The sequence below is a fragment of the Kitasatospora sp. NPDC029312 genome (assembly GCF_055569215.1).
The window spans coordinates 66,344-83,694 of record NZ_JBVHXY010000013.1; the positions used below are offsets into that span (position 1 = coordinate 66,344).

The 17,351-nt window shown below is 73.2% G+C and carries 18 protein-coding genes; 6 read left to right on the forward strand and 12 right to left on the reverse strand.

Features of this window, described 5'->3' with window-relative positions; translation table 11 throughout:
• Window positions 1-141 precede the first annotated feature (141 nt).
• From ACZ4WV_RS13625 to ACZ4WV_RS13645, 5 genes are all read right to left on the reverse strand, one after another.
• Window positions 142-1,560, reverse strand: coding sequence for a family 2B encapsulin nanocompartment shell protein (locus tag ACZ4WV_RS13625; RefSeq protein WP_465746042.1), 1,419 nt, complete (start codon window positions 1,558-1,560; stop codon window positions 142-144).
• Window positions 1,561-1,666: 106 nt separating this feature from the next.
• Window positions 1,667-1,840: a hypothetical protein gene (locus ACZ4WV_RS13630; protein WP_465746044.1), complete on the reverse strand. Its 174-nt coding sequence runs from the start codon at window positions 1,838-1,840 to the stop codon at window positions 1,667-1,669.
• Between the two features lie 87 nt (window positions 1,841-1,927).
• Entirely contained in the window at window positions 1,928-2,455 is a 528-nt protein-coding gene (locus ACZ4WV_RS13635; protein WP_465746046.1) for a methylated-DNA--[protein]-cysteine S-methyltransferase, read from the reverse strand.
• Between the two features lie 197 nt (window positions 2,456-2,652).
• Entirely contained in the window at window positions 2,653-2,886 is a 234-nt protein-coding gene (locus ACZ4WV_RS13640) for a hypothetical protein (protein ID WP_465746048.1), read from the reverse strand.
• 179 nt (window positions 2,887-3,065) lie between these two features.
• The gene (locus ACZ4WV_RS13645; RefSeq protein ID WP_465746050.1) at window positions 3,066-4,334 is read right to left on the reverse strand and encodes an MFS transporter; all 1,269 of its coding nucleotides are present in this window, start codon (window positions 4,332-4,334) and stop codon (window positions 3,066-3,068) included.
• 204 nt (window positions 4,335-4,538) lie between these two features.
• Here ACZ4WV_RS13645 and ACZ4WV_RS13650 point away from each other — a divergent pair, with 204 nt between their 5' ends.
• Window positions 4,539-5,345 (forward strand): hypothetical protein, encoded by an 807-nt coding sequence (locus ACZ4WV_RS13650; protein WP_465746052.1) that lies wholly within the window; start codon window positions 4,539-4,541, stop codon window positions 5,343-5,345.
• 67 nt (window positions 5,346-5,412) lie between these two features.
• Here the strand turns inward: ACZ4WV_RS13650 and ACZ4WV_RS13655 are convergent, their stop codons facing one another.
• From ACZ4WV_RS13655 to ACZ4WV_RS13665, 3 genes are all read right to left on the reverse strand, one after another.
• Window positions 5,413-6,243, reverse strand: a complete 831-nt coding sequence (locus tag ACZ4WV_RS13655; RefSeq protein WP_465746054.1) for a serine/threonine-protein kinase — start codon at window positions 6,241-6,243, stop codon at window positions 5,413-5,415.
• A 73-nt stretch (window positions 6,244-6,316) separates the two neighbouring features.
• Window positions 6,317-8,146 (reverse strand): ABC transporter ATP-binding protein, encoded by a 1,830-nt coding sequence (locus ACZ4WV_RS13660; RefSeq protein ID WP_465746056.1) that lies wholly within the window; start codon window positions 8,144-8,146, stop codon window positions 6,317-6,319.
• Between the two features lie 41 nt (window positions 8,147-8,187).
• Window positions 8,188-8,319, reverse strand: coding sequence for a hypothetical protein (locus ACZ4WV_RS13665; RefSeq protein ID WP_465746058.1), 132 nt, complete (start codon window positions 8,317-8,319; stop codon window positions 8,188-8,190).
• A 388-nt stretch (window positions 8,320-8,707) separates the two neighbouring features.
• Here ACZ4WV_RS13665 and ACZ4WV_RS13670 point away from each other — a divergent pair, with 388 nt between their 5' ends.
• From ACZ4WV_RS13670 to ACZ4WV_RS13690, 5 genes are all read left to right on the forward strand, one after another.
• The gene (locus ACZ4WV_RS13670; protein WP_465746060.1) at window positions 8,708-9,157 is read left to right on the forward strand and encodes a hypothetical protein; all 450 of its coding nucleotides are present in this window, start codon (window positions 8,708-8,710) and stop codon (window positions 9,155-9,157) included.
• Between the two features lie 235 nt (window positions 9,158-9,392).
• Window positions 9,393-9,995, forward strand: a complete 603-nt coding sequence (locus ACZ4WV_RS13675; RefSeq protein ID WP_465746062.1) for a class F sortase — start codon at window positions 9,393-9,395, stop codon at window positions 9,993-9,995.
• A 302-nt stretch (window positions 9,996-10,297) separates the two neighbouring features.
• On the forward strand, window positions 10,298-11,266 hold the full coding sequence (locus ACZ4WV_RS13680) for a hypothetical protein (protein ID WP_465746064.1): 969 nt from the start codon (window positions 10,298-10,300) through the stop codon (window positions 11,264-11,266).
• Complete coding sequence (locus ACZ4WV_RS13685; protein WP_465746066.1) at window positions 11,263-12,066, forward strand: response regulator; 804 nt, start codon at window positions 11,263-11,265, stop codon at window positions 12,064-12,066. Before ACZ4WV_RS13680 ends, ACZ4WV_RS13685 begins: the two co-directional genes overlap by 4 nt.
• Window positions 12,063-13,268: a sensor histidine kinase gene (locus tag ACZ4WV_RS13690; RefSeq protein ID WP_465746068.1), complete on the forward strand. Its 1,206-nt coding sequence runs from the start codon at window positions 12,063-12,065 to the stop codon at window positions 13,266-13,268. Before ACZ4WV_RS13685 ends, ACZ4WV_RS13690 begins: the two co-directional genes overlap by 4 nt.
• A gap of 336 nt (window positions 13,269-13,604) precedes the next feature.
• Here ACZ4WV_RS13690 and ACZ4WV_RS13695 read toward each other — a convergent pair whose 3' ends face one another.
• The 4 genes from ACZ4WV_RS13695 to ACZ4WV_RS13710 all read right to left on the reverse strand — a co-directional run bounded on the left by ACZ4WV_RS13695 (window position 13,605) and on the right by ACZ4WV_RS13710 (window position 17,301).
• Entirely contained in the window at window positions 13,605-14,363 is a 759-nt protein-coding gene (locus ACZ4WV_RS13695) for a glycosyltransferase family 2 protein (protein WP_465746070.1), read from the reverse strand.
• A gap of 2 nt (window positions 14,364-14,365) precedes the next feature.
• The gene (locus ACZ4WV_RS13700) at window positions 14,366-15,154 is read right to left on the reverse strand and encodes a GntR family transcriptional regulator (RefSeq protein WP_465746230.1); all 789 of its coding nucleotides are present in this window, start codon (window positions 15,152-15,154) and stop codon (window positions 14,366-14,368) included.
• Window positions 15,155-15,307: 153 nt separating this feature from the next.
• A complete protein-coding gene (locus ACZ4WV_RS13705) occupies window positions 15,308-16,888 on the reverse strand; it encodes a serine/threonine-protein kinase (protein ID WP_465746072.1) in 1,581 nt (526 codons plus the stop codon).
• Window positions 16,885-17,301, reverse strand: a complete 417-nt coding sequence (locus ACZ4WV_RS13710; protein WP_465746074.1) for a hypothetical protein — start codon at window positions 17,299-17,301, stop codon at window positions 16,885-16,887. The genes ACZ4WV_RS13705 and ACZ4WV_RS13710 overlap by 4 nt, the downstream gene beginning before the upstream one ends.
• Between the last annotated feature and the right edge of the window lie 50 nt (window positions 17,302-17,351).

The window sequence follows — 17,351 nt, forward strand, 5'->3', positions numbered from 1 at the left end:
TCTCTCCCCCTGTTGGACGCCTGTCGTGGATTGGCCTGCTGTGCCGTACGCGTCGCGGCGCGCCGCCCGGCCCGGGCGGTGTTCCCCGGACGGGCGGCGCGGATGGCGCGGTATCGGACTCGGTGGGACGGGAGCCGGTGGTCAGCGCTGGGCGATGTCGACGTTCTCCAGCACGCCGACCGCGTCCGGCACCAGGATCGCGGCCGAGTAGTAGGCGGTCACCAGGTAGGAAATGATGGCCTTCTCGTCGATTCCCATGAAACGCACCGAAAGGCCCGGCTGGTATTCGTCCGGAATTCCGGTCTGGTGCAGGCCGATGACGCCCTGGTTGTGCTCGCCGACGCGCATCGCGATGATCGAGCTGGTGTTGCCGACGATCGGGATCTTGTTGCACGGGAAGATCGGCACCCCGCGCCAGGCGTTGACGTGCTTGCCCTCGACCTCGACGGTGCCCGGGTAGAGGCCGCGCTTGTTGCACTCCCGGCCGAAGGCGGCGATGGCCTTGGGGTGGGCCAGGAACATCTTGGTGCTGCGGCGGCGGCTGAGCAGCTCGTCCATGTCGTCCGGGGTGGGCGGCCCCGAGTGCGTCTGGATCCGGTGGTCGTACTCGGCGTTCTCCAGGAGGCCGAACTCCGGGTTGTTGATCATCTCGTGCTCCTGGCGTTCGCGCAGGGCCTCGATGGTCAGCCGGAGCTGGTGCTCGGTCTGGTTCATCGGCTGGTTGTAGAGGTCGGCGACGCGCGTGTGCACCTTGAGGACGGTCTGCGCGACGCTGAGCTCGTACTCGCGCGGCTTGAGCTCGTAGTCCACGAACGCGCCGGGCAGGTCGTACTCGCCGTGGTGGCCGGCGGAGAGGTCGATCGCGGCCTCACCGTGCTTGTTCTGCGCCTGCTGGAAGCCGTTCAGGTACTCCATGACCTGCAGCTGGAGCGCATCCGAGCGGTCGTGCAGCTCCTGGAAGGACGGCCAGGGGAGCACCATCACGGTGCCGGAGGTGACGGCGCGGACGGTGTACGGCCAGGTGTCGCCCTCCTCCTGGAGCGCCTCGTCGCCCAGGTGGTCGCCGTCGGCGAGGGCGCCGACCACCGTCTCCTCGCCGTACTTGCCGATGCCGAGCCGGTCGAGCTTGCCGTGCGCGATCAGGAAGACCTCGCTGATCGGCGAACCGGCCGAGACCAGGACGTCCCCCGCGTCGAACTGGCGCTGGGTGAAGCGCCCGGCCAACTCCTCCAGTACCGCGTCGTCCTGGAAACCGCGCAGCACCGGCACTTCGGTCAGGGTCTGCGGCACGATCCGCACCTCGGAACCGGTCTTGACGAAGCTCACCCGGCCTCGGCCGACCTTGTGGCGCAGCCGGCGGTTGACCCGGTAGGTACCGCCGGACACCTCGACCCAGGGCAGCATCCTGAGCAGCCAGCGCGGACTGATGCCCTGCATCTGCGGCGCGGACTTGGTGGTCGTGGCGAGGTTCCGTGCGCCCGCCGTGCTCAGTGCCTGCTGCTGCCGGATCTCCGGCCGCACACCCGGCGCAGGAATACCGGCATTGGTTTCGGTCGACATATGGGGAGCCCTTCACAAGCCCGATGAAGTGTCGCCTTGCACGTTCATGTTGCGACTTCATGTTGCGGCTTCATGGTGGGCCCGTTCGGCAGTGGACCGCAATCACTCATTCGAGTGGTTCCAAATAACCGAACAAATAGTACGACTGGATCACCTGATCGATATACCGGGCGATCGGGGCCAACTCGACCAGTTCCGTCAGGTCGATCGGTTCGAGCAGTTCGATCGGTCCGACAATGCACTCGAGTCGATCGGCATGCCGCGCACCATCTTCCCCCATCGAGCGGCCCGTCCGTGCGGCAATTCGGCACAGCCGCCCACCGCCACGCGGCCGCAGCCATCCGTACGGCTACGGCTACGGCTACGGCTACAGCGGGCCGTTCCAGTCCAGCGTCGGCTCCAGCGCCCCCTCCAGGGTCAGCAGCCAACGCTTCACCTCGATCCCCACCCGACCGCCGCCGAAACCGCCGATCCCGTCCGCCGCCACCACCCGATGGCAGGGCACCAGCAGCGCGACGGGGTTCGCCGCCATCATCTGCCCGACCGTGCGGGCGGCCAGGCCCGGTTCCGTGACGTCCTCGAACACACCGCTGCGCGCGGCCAGTTCGCCGTAGGTGATGGTCCGCCCGTACGGCACCTCGCGCCAGAGCGTCTGCAGCACGGCGCGGTGCGGGCCGGAGCTGAGGCTCCAGTCGATCGGCAGACCCAACTCGCGGGTGCGGCCGGCCAGGTAGGCGCCGATCCGTTCGGTGACGGCGGCGCTCTTCTCCCGGTCGGTGCACGGCGGCGTCTCGTCGTCCCGTCCGCCGTAGCCGGCCGCCGCCACGCCCAGCGGCGTCACCGCGATGTGCATCGGGCCGCTCGGCAGCGGGGTCGGCACGGTCAGCCAGGACAACGACCATGACTGCGGCACGCTCGGACCCCCACCCTCCCCCGGGCCGGCCGTCGGCCGACCCGCCGACCGGAGGGCGTGCCGCACCGGCCCGCCCCGCGCGCCATCGTACGGCGGGGCGGCCGGGGCATCGACGGGATCGTCCCGGCCGGGGAAGTCCGCAGCCGGAGCCGTCCCCTCGGAGCGGTGGACAGCGTCGGTCAGAGCCGTCCCTTCAACTCGTTGGACAGCGCCCGCGCCCAGTGCGACAGCTCGTCGCGGTCCGGGCGGCGGCCCTCGCACAGCACCGTCAGCTGGGCCTCGTTGACCCGGTTGGGCCCCGGGATCTCCAGCAGGTACGCCAGCTCGGCCAGGACGGTCGCCAGGCGCTCCGCGTCCGTGTGGTCGATGGTGACGGCGTTCTCGTGATGGCTGATGGTGAGCGAACCGGGCATGGTCGAACCTCCTCCGTACCCCCACGTCCACGGTACGACCGACCCGGCCACCCCGCCCGCCGCGGAGGCACGCACGCGTGGGCGGAGCGACCGGCTGCGCTCCGGGGCCGGCCGGATGCGGTGCGCGGTGGGCCGCACCGGTGGCCGGGGGTGCGCCCCGAAGCCGTCCGAGGGGTGCGTCAGTCGTCCGGGCCCTCCTCCCAGCGCCGTTTCCGTACGGCCGGTACGCCCAACACTACGGCCCCCGAAGCAACTTGCCAGACGACCCCGACGAGCAGCACCCGCCCGACGCCGAACCGGGCAGCCAGCGGACCGGCCGCCGCCAAGCCGAGCGGGCCGAGGACGAAGGCGCCGAGCGATCCGAAGGAGGACAACCGGCCCAACAGCTCCGCGGGGACCCAGCGCTGCGTCGTGGTGGCGAACAAGGTCCCGCACACCGCCGAGCCCGTCCCCGCCACCAACGCCCCGGCGACCACCCAGAGCAGCGGAGCCCCCGCCGCCAGCGCGGCGGAGGGCAGCGCCCAAGCGAGGCCGGCCGCGGTGGCCACCGCCAGCGGACGCCCGGGGCGGCGGCCCAGCATCAGCAGCCCGCCCAGCACCGCGCCCGCGCCGTACACGCCCATCACCAGGCCCCAGGCCCGGGCGCCGCCGAGCTCCCGCTGCGCGGTGAGCGGGCCGAGCACCAGGAACGGCGCCCAGACCAGCAGGTTGAACAGGCCCATCTGCGCGGTGGTGATCCACAGCCACGGGCGGGCCGTGAACGCCGACCACCCGCCCCGCAGTTCCCGGAGCACCGACTCCCCGCCGCCCGCCGTCGGCCGGTCGGGCAGCCGGAGCCCCGCCAGCGCGAGGGCGCCGACGCCGTACGTCACCGCGTCGATCAGCAGCACCGCCGCCGGGCCCCACCCCGCCGTGATCAGGCCGGCCAGCGCGGGCCCGGCCACCGTGGACACCGAACGGGACAGCCCCAGCAGGGTGTTCCCGTCCGCCAGCAGCTCCGTGCGGCGCACCAGATCGGGCGCGAGCGCGCCGAACGCGGGCATGAACAGGCCTTCGCCGACGCCCCAGACGGCGACCAGGGCGACCATCGCCCAGACCGGCGCGTGCCCGGCCGCCAACAGCCCGGCGAACAGCGCCTGCACGAGGCCGCGCAGGACGTCCGAGCCCAGCATCAGACGGCGGCTGCCGAAGCGGTCGGTGATCACCCCGCCGGCCAGCAGCACCAGCACCACGGGGAGGATCCGGGCGGACATCACCCAACCGAGGTCGGTGCCGCTGCCACCCCGGTCGAGCACCGCGAAAGCCACCGCGACCGGGGCCATCGCGGAGCCGAGGAGGGAGGTCGTGTAGCCGAGGAAGAACCGGGTGAATTCGCGCTCGCCCAGCACGGCGAGCCGGTCTCCCCACCGCCGGGGGCGGGCCGGGATCCGTTCTGTGTCCACTGCCATGAGCAGCAGTCTGGGAGCGCCCGGGGACGCGGATCAAGGGCTTTCCCGAAAAAACTTGAGCCTTTGGCCATCAATTTCGTGCGGCAGCGTCTTCGTCGCAGTAAATTAGTCAGGAAATGGGCCCTCACCTGCCATTTACTGCGCTTATCGATTTCCTGGGAGCGCCCGGGAGGCGGGCGTTTACTGCGGAAGAAGGGTAAGGCCGTGGCAGAGCTTCCCCCGGTCGAGTACGGCCTCGCCGTCGAGCGCTACCTCGCCGCCTCCGGGCTCGCCGAGGGCTCCCGGCGGATCTACCGGATCGCGCTGAACACTTGGGCCTGGGCACTCGCCGACCGGCCCGCGCCCACCGGCCCGGACCGGCGCCGCGCCAGGCCACCCGTCCTCCCGCTCGCACTGCTCGACCACCCCGACGCCGCCGAACGCCTGCGCGCCGCCGTCACCCTGCGCGGCACCGGCACCGACCCGCGCACCCTCACACGCGAACTCGCCACCCTGCGCACGGCCGTCGCCTGGTGGCGCGCCCGAGGTTGGATCGACGGCGATCCGACCACCGGACTACGACTCGTGCCGCTGCCCGAACCGGCCGATGCCCCCTCCCCGTTGACGGCCGAGCAGCTGCGCGCCCTGTTCGCCCTGCGTGCGCCGCTGCGCGAGCAGACGCTGTGGCACCTGTTGCACGAGTCGGGCACCGCCATCGAGACCGTGCTGGCCCTGGACGCCGACCAACTCGACCTGCCTCAACGCCGCACCCGCGCCGGGGCCGGCCGCACCCAGGTCCGCTGGGGGTCCGGCACCGCCCGGCTGCTCCCGCTGCTGATCGCCGGCCGCGCCGGCGGACCGCTCTTCCTCACCGACCGCCGCGCCCCGACCGGCACCCCTGCCGCCGACCGCTGCCCGCACACCGGCCGCGCCCGCCTCTCGTACCGCCGCGCGGCCGAGCTGTTCACCGGCCACACCCGCGCGCTCTCCGAAGTGCCGGGCGCGGCGTGGACCCTGCGTCAGCTGCGGTAGGCGGGGCAGCCGAGGCCGGGGAAGTAGGGAGTCGTCCGCGGTGACGCGCCGGGCGACCGGTTCGTACTCAGCCCTCGAGCGGCGGCGTTGAGCGGCGGCGCCGAGGAAGCAACTCATCGAGCGTGTCGGTCAGTTCGTCAATCGATGGCCGGGCCGGCGGGTCGAGGCGCAGACCGGCGTCGATCGCCTCGGCAAGCGGGCGGGGCAGGCGACGGCGCCGGGACACCGGAGGAGCCGGCGATGCGCTCCGACTCAACGGCTCCTCGACGAAGGGCAGTTCGCCGGTGGCGGCCTCGTAGAGGGTGATCCCGATGCCCCAGACGTCGGCAGCCGCCGTGAGCGGCCCGCCGGAGGCCTGTTCCGGGGCGAGGTAGCCGACCGTGCCGACGCCCGGGCTGCCCGGGCCCGGTGGGCGGGCGATGCTCAGGTCCAGCACCTTGGCTCGGCGGCAGTCGATCACCACGTTGGAGGGCTTGAGGTCCAGGTGCAGCAGGCCCCGCCCGTGCAAGTAGCTGACGGCCGAGCAGAGTTGCAGCCCGAGCAGGGTCAGGTCGGCGGCGGCCGGGCGGCGCGGTCGCCGGTCGATCAGATGGGCGAGGGTCTCGCCGGTGAGGGTCTCCAGCACCGCGTACGGCTGCGGGCGTTCGCCGGTGCCGTAGCCGCGCACCAGGTGCGGGTGAGTGAACTCGGTCAGCCAACGCCCCTCCCTGAGCAATCGCTCACGCAGTCCACGGTCGCGGCGGCGGTCGGGCCGGAGCACCTTGATCACGCAGCGGCAGTCCCGTTCCTCGCTCCAGGCGTCGTAGACGTCCAGCCAGCCGGTGCGGCACAGGTGGGACAGCACCTGGTAGCCGGGCGCGATCGGCGTTCCGGCGGGCAGTGGCTCCCTCGCACTCATCGGGTGGCCTCCGTACTCATCGGGCGGCCCCGCTTGCTCATCGGGCTCGGCACTCGTCGGGTGGTCTCCGTGCTCATCCGGCGGCCCTCGTCAGGCCGGCGGCCCGGTCGAGCCGGGCGTAGCCGTCGTCGCGGGCGACCAAGTCCCGGTGGCTGCCACAGGCGGTGACGCGGCCCTCGCGCAGCAGCACGATCCGGTCCGCGTTCCGTACGGTGAGCAGGTTGTGCGAGATGATGATCGTGGTCCGTCCGTTCATCAGCCGCCCCAGCGGCTCGAGGATCCGCCGCCCGGACTCCGGGTCCAGCCCGGTGGTCGGCTCGTCGAGCAGCAGCACCGGTGCGTCCCGGATCATCGCCCGGGCGATCGCGATCCGCTGACGCTGCCCGCCGGACAGCAGCCGGCCGTGCTGGCCCACCACCGTGTCGTAGCCCTCCGGCAGTCGGCTGATGAACTCGTCGGCGTCGGCGGCCCGGGCGGCGGCCCTGATCTGCTCGTCGGTCGCCCCGGGTCGGCCGTAGGCGATGTTCTCCCGGACGGTGCCGTGGATCACCAGTGTCTCCTGGAGCAGCACCGCGATGTGCTCGCGCAGGTCGGTCAGCGCCAGTTCGCGCAGGTCGACGCCGTCCAGCCGGACGGCTCCCCGCTCCGGGTCGTAGAAGCGCAGCAGCAGTTTGGCGATGGTCGACTTGCCCGCCCCGCTCTCGCCGACCAGCGCCACCGTCTCGCCCGGCTCGGCGCGGAAGGAGACGTCGTACAGCGCCACCCGGGTGGTGTCCGGGTAGCGGAACCACACCCGGTCGAAGACCACCGCGCCGCGCATCCGGGCGGGGCGCAGCGGTGCCGGGGGATCGGTCACCTGCGGCTGCTGGTCGAGCAGTTCGATGATCCGCTCGGCGGCAGCCGAGGCCGAGTAGAAGCCGTTGCTGAGCTGGGAGATGCCCCGGATCGGGCTGTAAAGACGGCTGAGCAGTGCGACGAAGACGAGGAGTTCGCCGAGCGTCAGTCGGTCGTGGACGAGTTCCCAGGCGCCGAGGCCGAGCACGATCAGCGCCCCGACCAGCTCCAGCAGCTCCACGACCGGTGCGAACAGGGCGCGCAGCCGGGTCGCCGCCATGGTCGCCCGGAACCGGGCCAGGCTCTCCCGGAGGAAGCGCTCCTGCTCCCAGTCCTGCCGGTTGTACGCCTGCACCAGCGCGATGTTGCCGAGCGTCTCCTCGGCGAGCGCGCTGACCGAACCGCTGCGGCGTCGCCGTTCCCGGGACGCAGCCTTCACCCTCGTGGAGAAGTGCCGGGCGGTGATCCAGAACAGCGGCGCGACCACCAGTGCGGTGAGCGCGAGGTCCCAGCGCAGGTAGAACAGCACTACCAGGAAGACGGCCAACTCGGCGACGTACGCGACCGCGTCGAGGACGCCCGAGAGCAGGAAGGTCTCGACCGCCTCGACATCCGCGGTCAGCCGCGACAGTACGTCGCCGAGCCGCCGCCGCTCGAAGAAACCCAGCGGTAGGCCCTGCAGGTGCCGGAACACGTCCGTGCGCAGGGCGAGCAGAAAGCGCTCGCTGACCCAGGCCGACGTCGCCTCGTCGGCGAAGCGCAGGCTCCCGGCCACCAGGGTCAGCACGGCGTAGCCGAGCGCCACCGGCAGGAACAGGCCGAGCCTGCGCGGCACCAGTACGTCGTCGACGACGATCTTGAAGAGCCAGATCGCGGCCGCGTCCACCACCGGGCCGAGCAGAACCAACCCCAGCAGCGGGGCCAGCCAGCGCCGCCCGCCGCGGGTGTAGGGCCAGAACCGGACGAAGGTCCGCCGCAGCGACACGGCCGGGGCCGGTGGGACGACCGGGTCCGCCCGGTCGTCGCCGCCGCCCGTGTCGACGGCCGTCAGCCGTCGCAGCGACCACACGTGCCTGTCCTAGCCCGGGACCATGACCGGTGCGTCAGTCGTCAGTGCCGCGTGTTCTTGCGGTTCCGACGGCGGCCGTGACCGGTCGACTTGGTGTTTCTGGTCTCCTTGCCGGTACCGGCCCGCTTGCGCGAACTCCGCATCGCCGGAAGGAGGTTGGCGAGGATGCTCATCACCGCCACCTTTCTCTCGATTTTTCCCCCACCGGGAGGTACGGACGGGTGGGCCGGAGTGCTCAGGGTGGTCGGATCCGGGTGGTCGGGGATGTCGTCCGCGTGCGGGCCGGCGCGTGATCGGCGCGGGGTCCGGCGGCCGGCTCGGCGCGTGTTTCAGCGCGTGTTTCAGCGGGTGGTTCGGCGGGTGGTTCAGGTGCGGCTGGGCCCGTTACCCAGCCGATGGGCGACCGTGACGCGGCCGGGCGGGGACCGCGACACGGCGCCCCTACCGTCACTGGCGACGCACCGGCCGTCCCCGGCCCGTGGCGTCCGTGCGAGGGCCGTACCGGCCGGAGGCGCCCGCGCGACAGCCGCACCCGCGAGAGAGACGAAGGAGAACCACCGTATGAGCAGGACCCGCACCGACCGCTCGCCCGCCCGCCGCATGCTGGCGGTCTGCACGCTGACCGGCGCCGCGCTGCTGACCGCCGTCACCGGCGGCCAGGCCTGGGCCGACGGGAGCCCGAAGGCCGCCGCCGCCACGCCGACCGCCTCCCCCACCCCGTCCAACGGAGCCCCGGCCCCCGCCGCTCCGGCCGGCTCCGGCAGGACCGCCACCCCCACGCCGAAGGCCGCCGCGCCTGTGGGCACCGCCACTCCCACTCCGGAGCGCGCCCCCGGCGCCGCCCAGCCGCAGGTCCGCGAGGTGCCGAAGGGCGCCGCCCAGGCCGGCGACGGCTCCGCCGCCGGCGGCAACGACGGACTGATGCTGGCGGGCGGCGGCGGCGTGGCCGCCGTTGGCGCCGCCGCGCTGGGCTTCGCCGTCCTTCGCCGCCGCTCCGGTGCGCGCGGCTGACCCCGGTCCCGAGCCCGCCGGGCAACCCGGCGCCCCTCCCCCGCCTCGGGCCCGGCGGGGAGGCGGCGCCGGGGCGCCCTCGGCGGCCGGGACCGACCGACGGGGCCCCGGCCACCAAGGTGCCCCCGCCGGCCACCGCCGACGCGCCGACCGTCACGGGCGGCGGCGTGCCGCCCGGCCGGGCCCGAGCGTTCTGCGGCGCACCGTATTCGGTACGGCCGGCCTGCTCTGCCTGGTGCTCGGCACTTCGCTGGCACTGTCCGGCCGGGACACCCCGGTGGTGCGGATCGAGGCCTCCGGCCACGACACCGCTCCGCTCCCGCCGACGGCCACCGCGCCCGACGCGCCGACCACACCCGCCGGCGCACCCGCGGCCACCCGCCGACCGCTGGCGGCCTCGCCGCCCACCCGGCTGCTGATCCCGTCCATCGGCGTGGACGCCCCGGTCACCGGCCTCGGCCTGAACGCCGACGGCACGGTCGAGGTGCCGTCCGCCGACCACGCCGACGAGGTCGGCTGGTACCGCAACGGCCCCACCCCCGGCGAGACCGGCCCCGCCGTCCTGATCGGGCACCTCGACACCACGCACGGCCCGGCGGTCTTCCAGCGGCTGCCGGAACTGCACCCGGGCGAGCTGGTCCGCATCCGCCGCGCGGACGGCGGCACCGTGGACTTCAAGGTCCGCACCCTGCTCCAGGCCGCCAAGGACCACTTCCCCACCGACACCGTCTACGGCGACACCGCCGCGCCCGCGCTCCGGCTGATCACCTGCGGCGGGCGGATCGGCGCGGACGGCCACTGGACGGACAACATCATCGCGCTGGCGGACCCGGCCTAGCCCGGGCGCGTCTTGTGGATCCGCGCGGGCCCGGCGAGGATCCACAGGACGCGCCCGGGTCCCCGGCCGCTCCGGGGTCCGGTCGCGGCGCGCCGCCGACGTGTTCGCGGCGGGTTCGCGGCGCGCTGCCGACGTGTTGGCGGCGGGTTCGCGGCGCGCTGCCGACCGGCTCGCGGCCCGGCCCGGGTGGAACCCCGGGCGCCGCCCGGACGACCTACCGCCGAGGCGTCGGGGTACCGACCACGACGGCCACGCGGGGCGAACCCCCGCACAGCCGCAGACCAGGAGGACGAGCACCGACCGTGGCAGTACCGACCTCCCTCCGCCCAACGCCGCTGCACCCCACCCCGCCGCGCCCGGCCCCGCCGCATCGGACGCCGCTGCGCCGCCGCGCCGTACCGCTGGCGGCCGTCACCGTTCTGGCCCTGCTGGTCGCCCTCGCCGCCCTGGCCCTGGACCGGTCCACACCGGGCGGTCTGCGGGACCACGGCCCGTTCAAGCCCGTCACCCCGCCGCCGGTGGCCGAGCCGCTCTGGCCCGCCCTGGCCGCCTCCCCGCCCCCGACCACGCCCGCGGCCGGCTCCGCCACCCAGGCGCCGCCTCAGCCCCTCCCCGACCTGACCGTCCCCGGGCGCGACCTCACCGCGGTCGACGTCCGCACCGTCCTCGCCAAGGACCCCGGACTGAGCGCGGAGGAGCGGCGCGCGCTCGACTCCTGCGCCGAGTGCGAGGTGCGCGCCCCCGAGTTCCGCGACCTCACCGGCGACGGGCGGCGCTCGCTGATCACCGCCGTCACCACCACCGGGCCGGTCGTGCTGCACGTCTACGCCCTCGCCGACGACCGCGTCCTGCCGATCCTGCGGGCGGAGGTCCAGCGGGGCTTCAGCGCCGCGACCGTCGGCTCCGACCTGTGGCTGTACGAGCCGACCACCGTCTCCACCCGGACCAGCAGCCACTACCAGTGGGACGGCGTCCGGCTCGGCCTGCTGGAGCGGCGGGTGGACGGCACCGGACTGCTGCCGCCCGGCGACGCGGACAACGGTCCGCCGTCCGCCGTCGCCACTCCGGCCCCCGCCCCCGTCCCCGTCGAGCCCGGCGCGAAACGGCCGTCGGCAGGCTCCGGCGCGGCCGGCGCGGGCCCGACCGGCTCCGGTGCGGCCGGCTCCGGTGGGGCCGCCCAGCCCCCGCGCACCGCCCGGCCGACCCCGCAGCCCTCCGCCCCCACCGCCTTGCCCGCCGTCCCCACCGTGACCCCGGAAGCGAAGCGATGACCCCCGCAGCCAGCCCCGCCCAACCCCACATCCTGCTCGTCGAGGACGACGAGGTGATCCGGGAGGCGACCCGGATGGCCCTGGAGCGCTACGGCTTCCCGGTCACCACCGCCGCCGACGGCCTGGACGGGCTGGAGGCGTTCCACGCCGTCCGCCCCGACCTGGTCCTGCTGGACGTGATGCTCCCGCTGCTCGACGGAGTCGGCCTCTGCCGCCGGATCCGCGAGGAGAGCCAGCTGCCGATCCTGATGATGTCCGCCCGCACCGACCCGGTGGACGTGGTGTCCGGGCTCGAGGCGGGCGCGGACGACTACGTGGTCAAGCCCTTCGAGAGCGCCGTCCTGGTCGCCCGGATCCGCACCGTCCTGCGCCGGATCCGGGTGGTGCCGACGGCCGCCGACCCCGGTCACTCCGACGACGTCCCGGCGCCCGGCCGCCCGGCCTTCCCCGACTCCCCCGCCCCCGACGATCCTGGCAGCATCCCCGCCGGCCCCACCGCCGGCCCCACCGCCGTCCGAAGCTTCGACGGCCTCCAGGTGGACACCGACAGCATGGAGGTGCGGGTGGACGGCCGGCTCGTCCCGCTCACCCCCACCGAACTGCGGCTGCTGCTGGAGTTCACCGCCGCGCCCGGCGTCGTGCTGGAGCGCTCCACCCTGCTCGAACGCGTCTGGGACTACGAGTGGGGCGCCGACACCCGGGTGGTGGACGTCCACGTGCAGCGGCTCCGTGCCAAGATCGGCTCCGGCCGGATCGAGACCGTCCGCGGCTTCGGCTACAAGCTGCGGCGCCCGGCATGACCCTGCGCCGCCAGATCGCCACCGCCGTCGCCGCCATCTCCGTCCTGGTCGCGGTGGCCGTCGGCCTGCTGGTCCACCAGGCGATGATTCGTCAACACGTCGATCAGGCCCGCTCCTCCGCGCTCACCGCCCTCGACTCGGCGCTCGCCGACTACCGCCGCAGCGGCGAGGTCTCCGGCCGCGGCGCCGCCCTGGACGACCCGGCCCTGCCCACCCGGCTGCACGACCTCGCCGCGAGCGGCCGGCAGGGCTCGCTGCTCGCCGCCGACCCGCGGGGCGAGTCCATGTGGGCGGCCGCCCCGGTCCAGAGCGGGGTGCTGTCCGCCCGGGTCGACTTCACCCAGGACCGCCAGGCGATCGCGGACCTGGACCGGATCATCCTGATCACCGTCGTCGCCGCGGTCTTCACCACCGTGCTCGCCGGCGTCCTGGTCGCGGACCGGATCAGCCGCCGGCTGCGCACCGCGGCCACCGCCGCCCGCGGCATCGCGGCCGGCGGCACGGACACCCGGATCGGCGAACTCGTCGACGGCCGGGACGAGGTGGCCGACCTCGCCGCCGCCGTCGACCTGATGTCCCGCACCCTGCACCGCCGGCTGGAGGACGAGCAGCGCTTCACCGCCGACGTCGCCCACGAACTGCGCACCCCGCTCACCGGCCTGGTCACCGCCGCCGAGCTGCTCCCGCCCGGCCGCCCCACCCAGCTCGTGCAGAACCGGGTCCAGGCCCTGCGCGGCCTGGTCGAGGACCTCCTGGAGGTCTCCCGGCTGGACGCCGACGCCGAATCCCCCGACCTCTCCGCCGTCCCGCTGGAACGCGCGGTGCGCCGCACCGTCACCCTCACCGGCCTCGACGTCACCGTGGAGATCACCGACGGCCGGCAGGTCCGCACCGACCTGCGCCGCCTGGACCGCATCCTCGGCAACCTGATCCTCAACGCCCACCGCCACGGCGCCGGCCCGATCGAACTCCGCGTCGACGGACGCCGCATCACCGTCCGCGACCACGGCCCCGGCTACCCCGACGACCTCCTCCGCCACGGCCCCCAGCGCTTCCGCACCAACGCCCCGGAACGCGGCCGCGGCCACGGCCTCGGCCTCACCATCGCCACCGGCCACACCCGCGTCATCGGCGCCGCCCTCACCTTCACCAACCACCCCACCGGCGGCGCCCTCGCCACCCTCACCCTCCCACCCGACTGACCCACCCCACCCCGCAACCCACCCGCCCCCACCAACACCGAAGGGCCAGCCCGCCCGGGATCTCCCCGGCGAACTGACCCTTCATGCCGCGAGCCCCTGTCGGGTCGAACCGACGACCCCCGCTTTACAAGGACCCCTCACCCCAACTCCCCTGCTATCCATCCCCATCCCACCAACGCCCGCCTGGGTCGGCACGTCGTGGCCCGCTTGGCCCTTTGCGCAACTCAGCCTCCGCCCGGTCAGCTCCGCCCTCGCGCCGGCTCTCCGGGGGCAAACACGCAAGGGCCCCGGCAACGAGTCCGTCACCGGGGCTTGCGACCGAGAGCGCAGGGACGGTCAGGCTGTGTCCAGCCGCCATGCCTCCAGCGCAAGGAGGGATTCCGCCCGGGCCTGAATCACCGACATGCGGGCCGTACGCTCGGTTTCGTGGTTGTGCGCGGCCTGGTGGGTGCTCTGCCCCGGCCACTTTCGGTAGAGAAGCCCTGTTTCCTCGATGAACCACCCTCGGCTGACCGCGTTGAGCGCCATCAGGAGGCCAGTGTCCTCGGACGCCGGAAGCGCCATCCATCCGCCGAGCGCCAGAAGCAGGTCCCGCCGCACGCACAGCGTTGCGGGGTGCACCTGGGCGCGGTAGTCATGGGCTGTCCAGTGCGCCAATACCTGGCCGCGTTCGATCGGCCCGGCCGGCGGATCCTGATCGAAGCCCACCGTGCTGCCGTCCGGCATCAGGTCGAGCACACGAGAGGTCGTCCACGCCACGTCCGGCCGGCTGGTCAGAACGGCGAGGTCACGGGCCAGCGTGCCCGCGGGAAGCTGGTCGTCGGCGTCGAGCACCTTCAGGAACTGCCCTGTGGCGCGTGAAAGCCCCATGGTCCGCGCCATGCCCGCCCGCCCGTGGCGGCCCTGGCCGAAGCTGATGCGGGCGTCGTCCGGGACGTGCGGGGCCACGTCGTCCGTCTCGCCGTCCTGCTGGATCACCCACTGCCAGTCCCAGCCGTCCGGAAGTTCCTGGTCAAGGAGCGACTTGTAGGCGTCCGCCAGGTACTCGGCGCTCGGTCCATAGACGGCCGTGATCACGGTTACGAGATTGGTCATGCTCACCACCTGCTCAGCTGGGTCGTGTAGACCATCTCGGTGCGGTCGCCGGGCAGCACTACATCGGCAACCTCCACCACGCGGTCCGTCGTGTCGATGCAAGTCTTCCGAAGAAGGATCACCGACACACCCGCCGGCAGGCCGAGTTCCTCCGTCTCCTCCGGTGTCGGCGGCCGGGCGCGGAAGGTCTCCACGATGCGGTCCAGCTCGATGCCGACGGTGAACAGCTGGTTCTGCGTCCCACCCGGCCACGGCTCATGCTCCTCTCGGAGCAGGTCCGGGTTCCCGGAGATCAGATCCAGCCGCAGGTACGAGCGGGACACGTTGAACGGCGCGTGCTCCTCGTTGTGTCGGGTGCGGTAGGTGCGCTTCAGGAGCATCGTGCCGTCAGCAACACCGAACGCAGCAGCAAGGTCCGCGTCTGCCGGGATCTGCTGGTACTTGGCGTCGAACACGAGGTCGTTCACGGTGAGTCCGGTGTCGTGCTCGGTGGCTCCGGTCTTCCGTCGCTCCGCGTGACACTCGCGGGCGCGGTCCTTCTCCCACTGGTGACGAAGGTTGTCCCGCTTGGCCGGGGTCGGTTGCCGGCGCACGAAGGTGCCTCGACCGTGCCGCTTCTCGACCAGCCCCTCGGCCGCGAGCACCCCGACGCCCTGCCGGACTGTCGGCACGCTCACCCGGTACCGGCTGGCGAGTGCCGTTTCGGCAGGCAGTCGCTCACCTGGGCCCAGCTCACCCGTCTCGATCTGATGCCGGATGTCGGCAGCGATCCGCTCGTACTGGTTGGCCATGGTGCTGGTCACCGTCCTGTCGTGGTCTCCCCGGGAGGGTAGGTCAAGGCTTGTCCGGTCTCGCCGGGTCTTGTGCCGCGCCGTCCGCTCACGCATGGCTCGCGGACAGAACCCGAGAACGCGTGGTTTCGTGGCCTCCTCATCGCGTGGTGGCTACGGACGGCGGTCTCTCCTGTCGTCCCGCAAGTCCCATTCGTCGAGGATGCGCCGGGTTTCAGCGGCGAGCGGGTGGTGCGGGCCATAGAGCCGCTCGGTGTCGAGGAGCAGTCGGAGCTGGGCCGTGCGGGCGCCGGTGTGGTCACCGGTCGCGAAGAGCAGGTGTGCTGTGCGGCTGCGGACCTCCAGTGCGAACGCCGGATCGTCGTCGGCGAGCCGGTCCAGCTGGGGAAGCAGAGACCGGTACTCCGCGAGTGCCGAGACGTGGTCGCCGAGGTGTTCCAAGCACTGCGCCGCCTCGACGCGGAAGCGTAGAGCCTGCGGGTCAGTCGGGCCGGCCTCGGCGGAGCGCTGCTCGATCAACAGCCGAAACTCCGCTAGTGCGGCGCGGAACTGGCCGTCCTCCAGCAGTGTCGCGGCGTAGTGCTTCCGAAGCATGTGGACGACGGGAGAGTTCCGGCCACGGGCCTCCGCGGCGCCGGACAGCGCTCCGCCGAGCACGCTCACGGCGTGGGTGATCCGACCCACATCCAGCAACCCCTTGGCCTCCTTGACGGCGGCGGCGATGTCGGCCGTCCCGCCGACGGGTGCGGGAGGGCCCGGGTGCGGGTCTGCGGCGGGCACGGTCGGCAAGTGCGGTGACTGACACGGCGGCTGCCCGTCGTGCCAGGGCGCGTAGGGCAGCCGGAACGGCCGGGTCGGGTCCATCGGGACCCCAGGCCCGTCAGGCCGGTTCGAGGCAGGCCCGGGTAGCAGGGGTGCCAGCGCGCGGTAGACCTCCGCCGCATCGGCCGGACGGTCCCGCGGGTCCTTCGCGAGCAGCCACAGGACCAGGGTCTCCAGCGGTTCCGGCACCTCTGGCCGAAGCCGGCGCAGCGGCAGGGGCGGCTCGTGGAGGTGCCGGTGCAGCACGCCCAGCGCGGAGGCACCGGCGAAGGGGACCGTGCCGCTGAGCAGTTCGTGAAGGATCACGCCGAGTGAGTAGAGGTCGGCGCTCGGGCCGACCTCGCCTCCCATGGCCTGCTCGGGCGCCATGTACGCGGGGCTGCCGATGGGAGAGCCGGTAAGGGTGAGCCGCGTAGTATCGGAGTCCAGGACGGCGGCGACACCGAGGTCGAGCACGACGACGGTGCCGTCGGGGCGGACCATGACATTGCGCGGCTTGAGGTCGCGGTGCACGGCCCGCACCGCGTGCACGGCGGTCAGCACCGGGCAGAGCTGCGCTGCCACGGCGACCGCCCACGGCCAGGGGTAGGGATCGTGCTCGGCCAAGTGGTCGGCCAGGTCCGCGCCGTGGACGTACTGCATGGCCAGGTAGAGGTCGTCGCCATCGCTGGCGGCATCGTGCACGGTGACCAGTCCGGGGTGATCGACCTGGGCGGTGACCCGGCACTCCCGGGCGAAGCGCCGCCGGACTCCGTCGAACTCCGCCGCTTCGGGCATCCGGTCGGTCCGGAGCAGCTTGACCGCCACCCGCCGGTCCAGGACGTTGTCGTGTGCCGTCCATACCTGGCCCATGCCGCCCTGCCCTATGAGCCTCGCCAGCTCGTATCGCCCGGCGACGAGCCGACCCTTCATGAGCGCTCCTGCTGCTCGAGGTAGGCGCTCAGTTCGTCGAGCCCGGCCCTGACCTGCCCGATGCGGTCCTGGCGCGGCAGGCCCGCTTGTGGGTAGCCCGGCTGCACCGCCGGCGGCGCCACGGGGGTCCCCTGGCGAGGAACCACCCCATCCGAAGGCTGCGGCCGCAAGTCGACGGCGAGGAAGTACGCCGGGACGAAGACCATGGTCCCGAGCAGGAGCACCACTCCGGTGATGGCCTGCCAGCCGTTCTGCTCGGACGGCCCGATCAGCGCCACCCCGCCGACAGACGCCGCCGCCACCGCGACGAGCATCAGCCAGTCGCGTTTGCGGCGGTGCACGAGCGCGAGGTACAGCATCGACATCCAGCCCAGCATGCCGATGGTCAGCACCGGCACGGCGGTGAGAACCACCCGGAGGAGCACCCTCCACACGCGCGCGCCACGTCGAAGCGGCGGCGCAG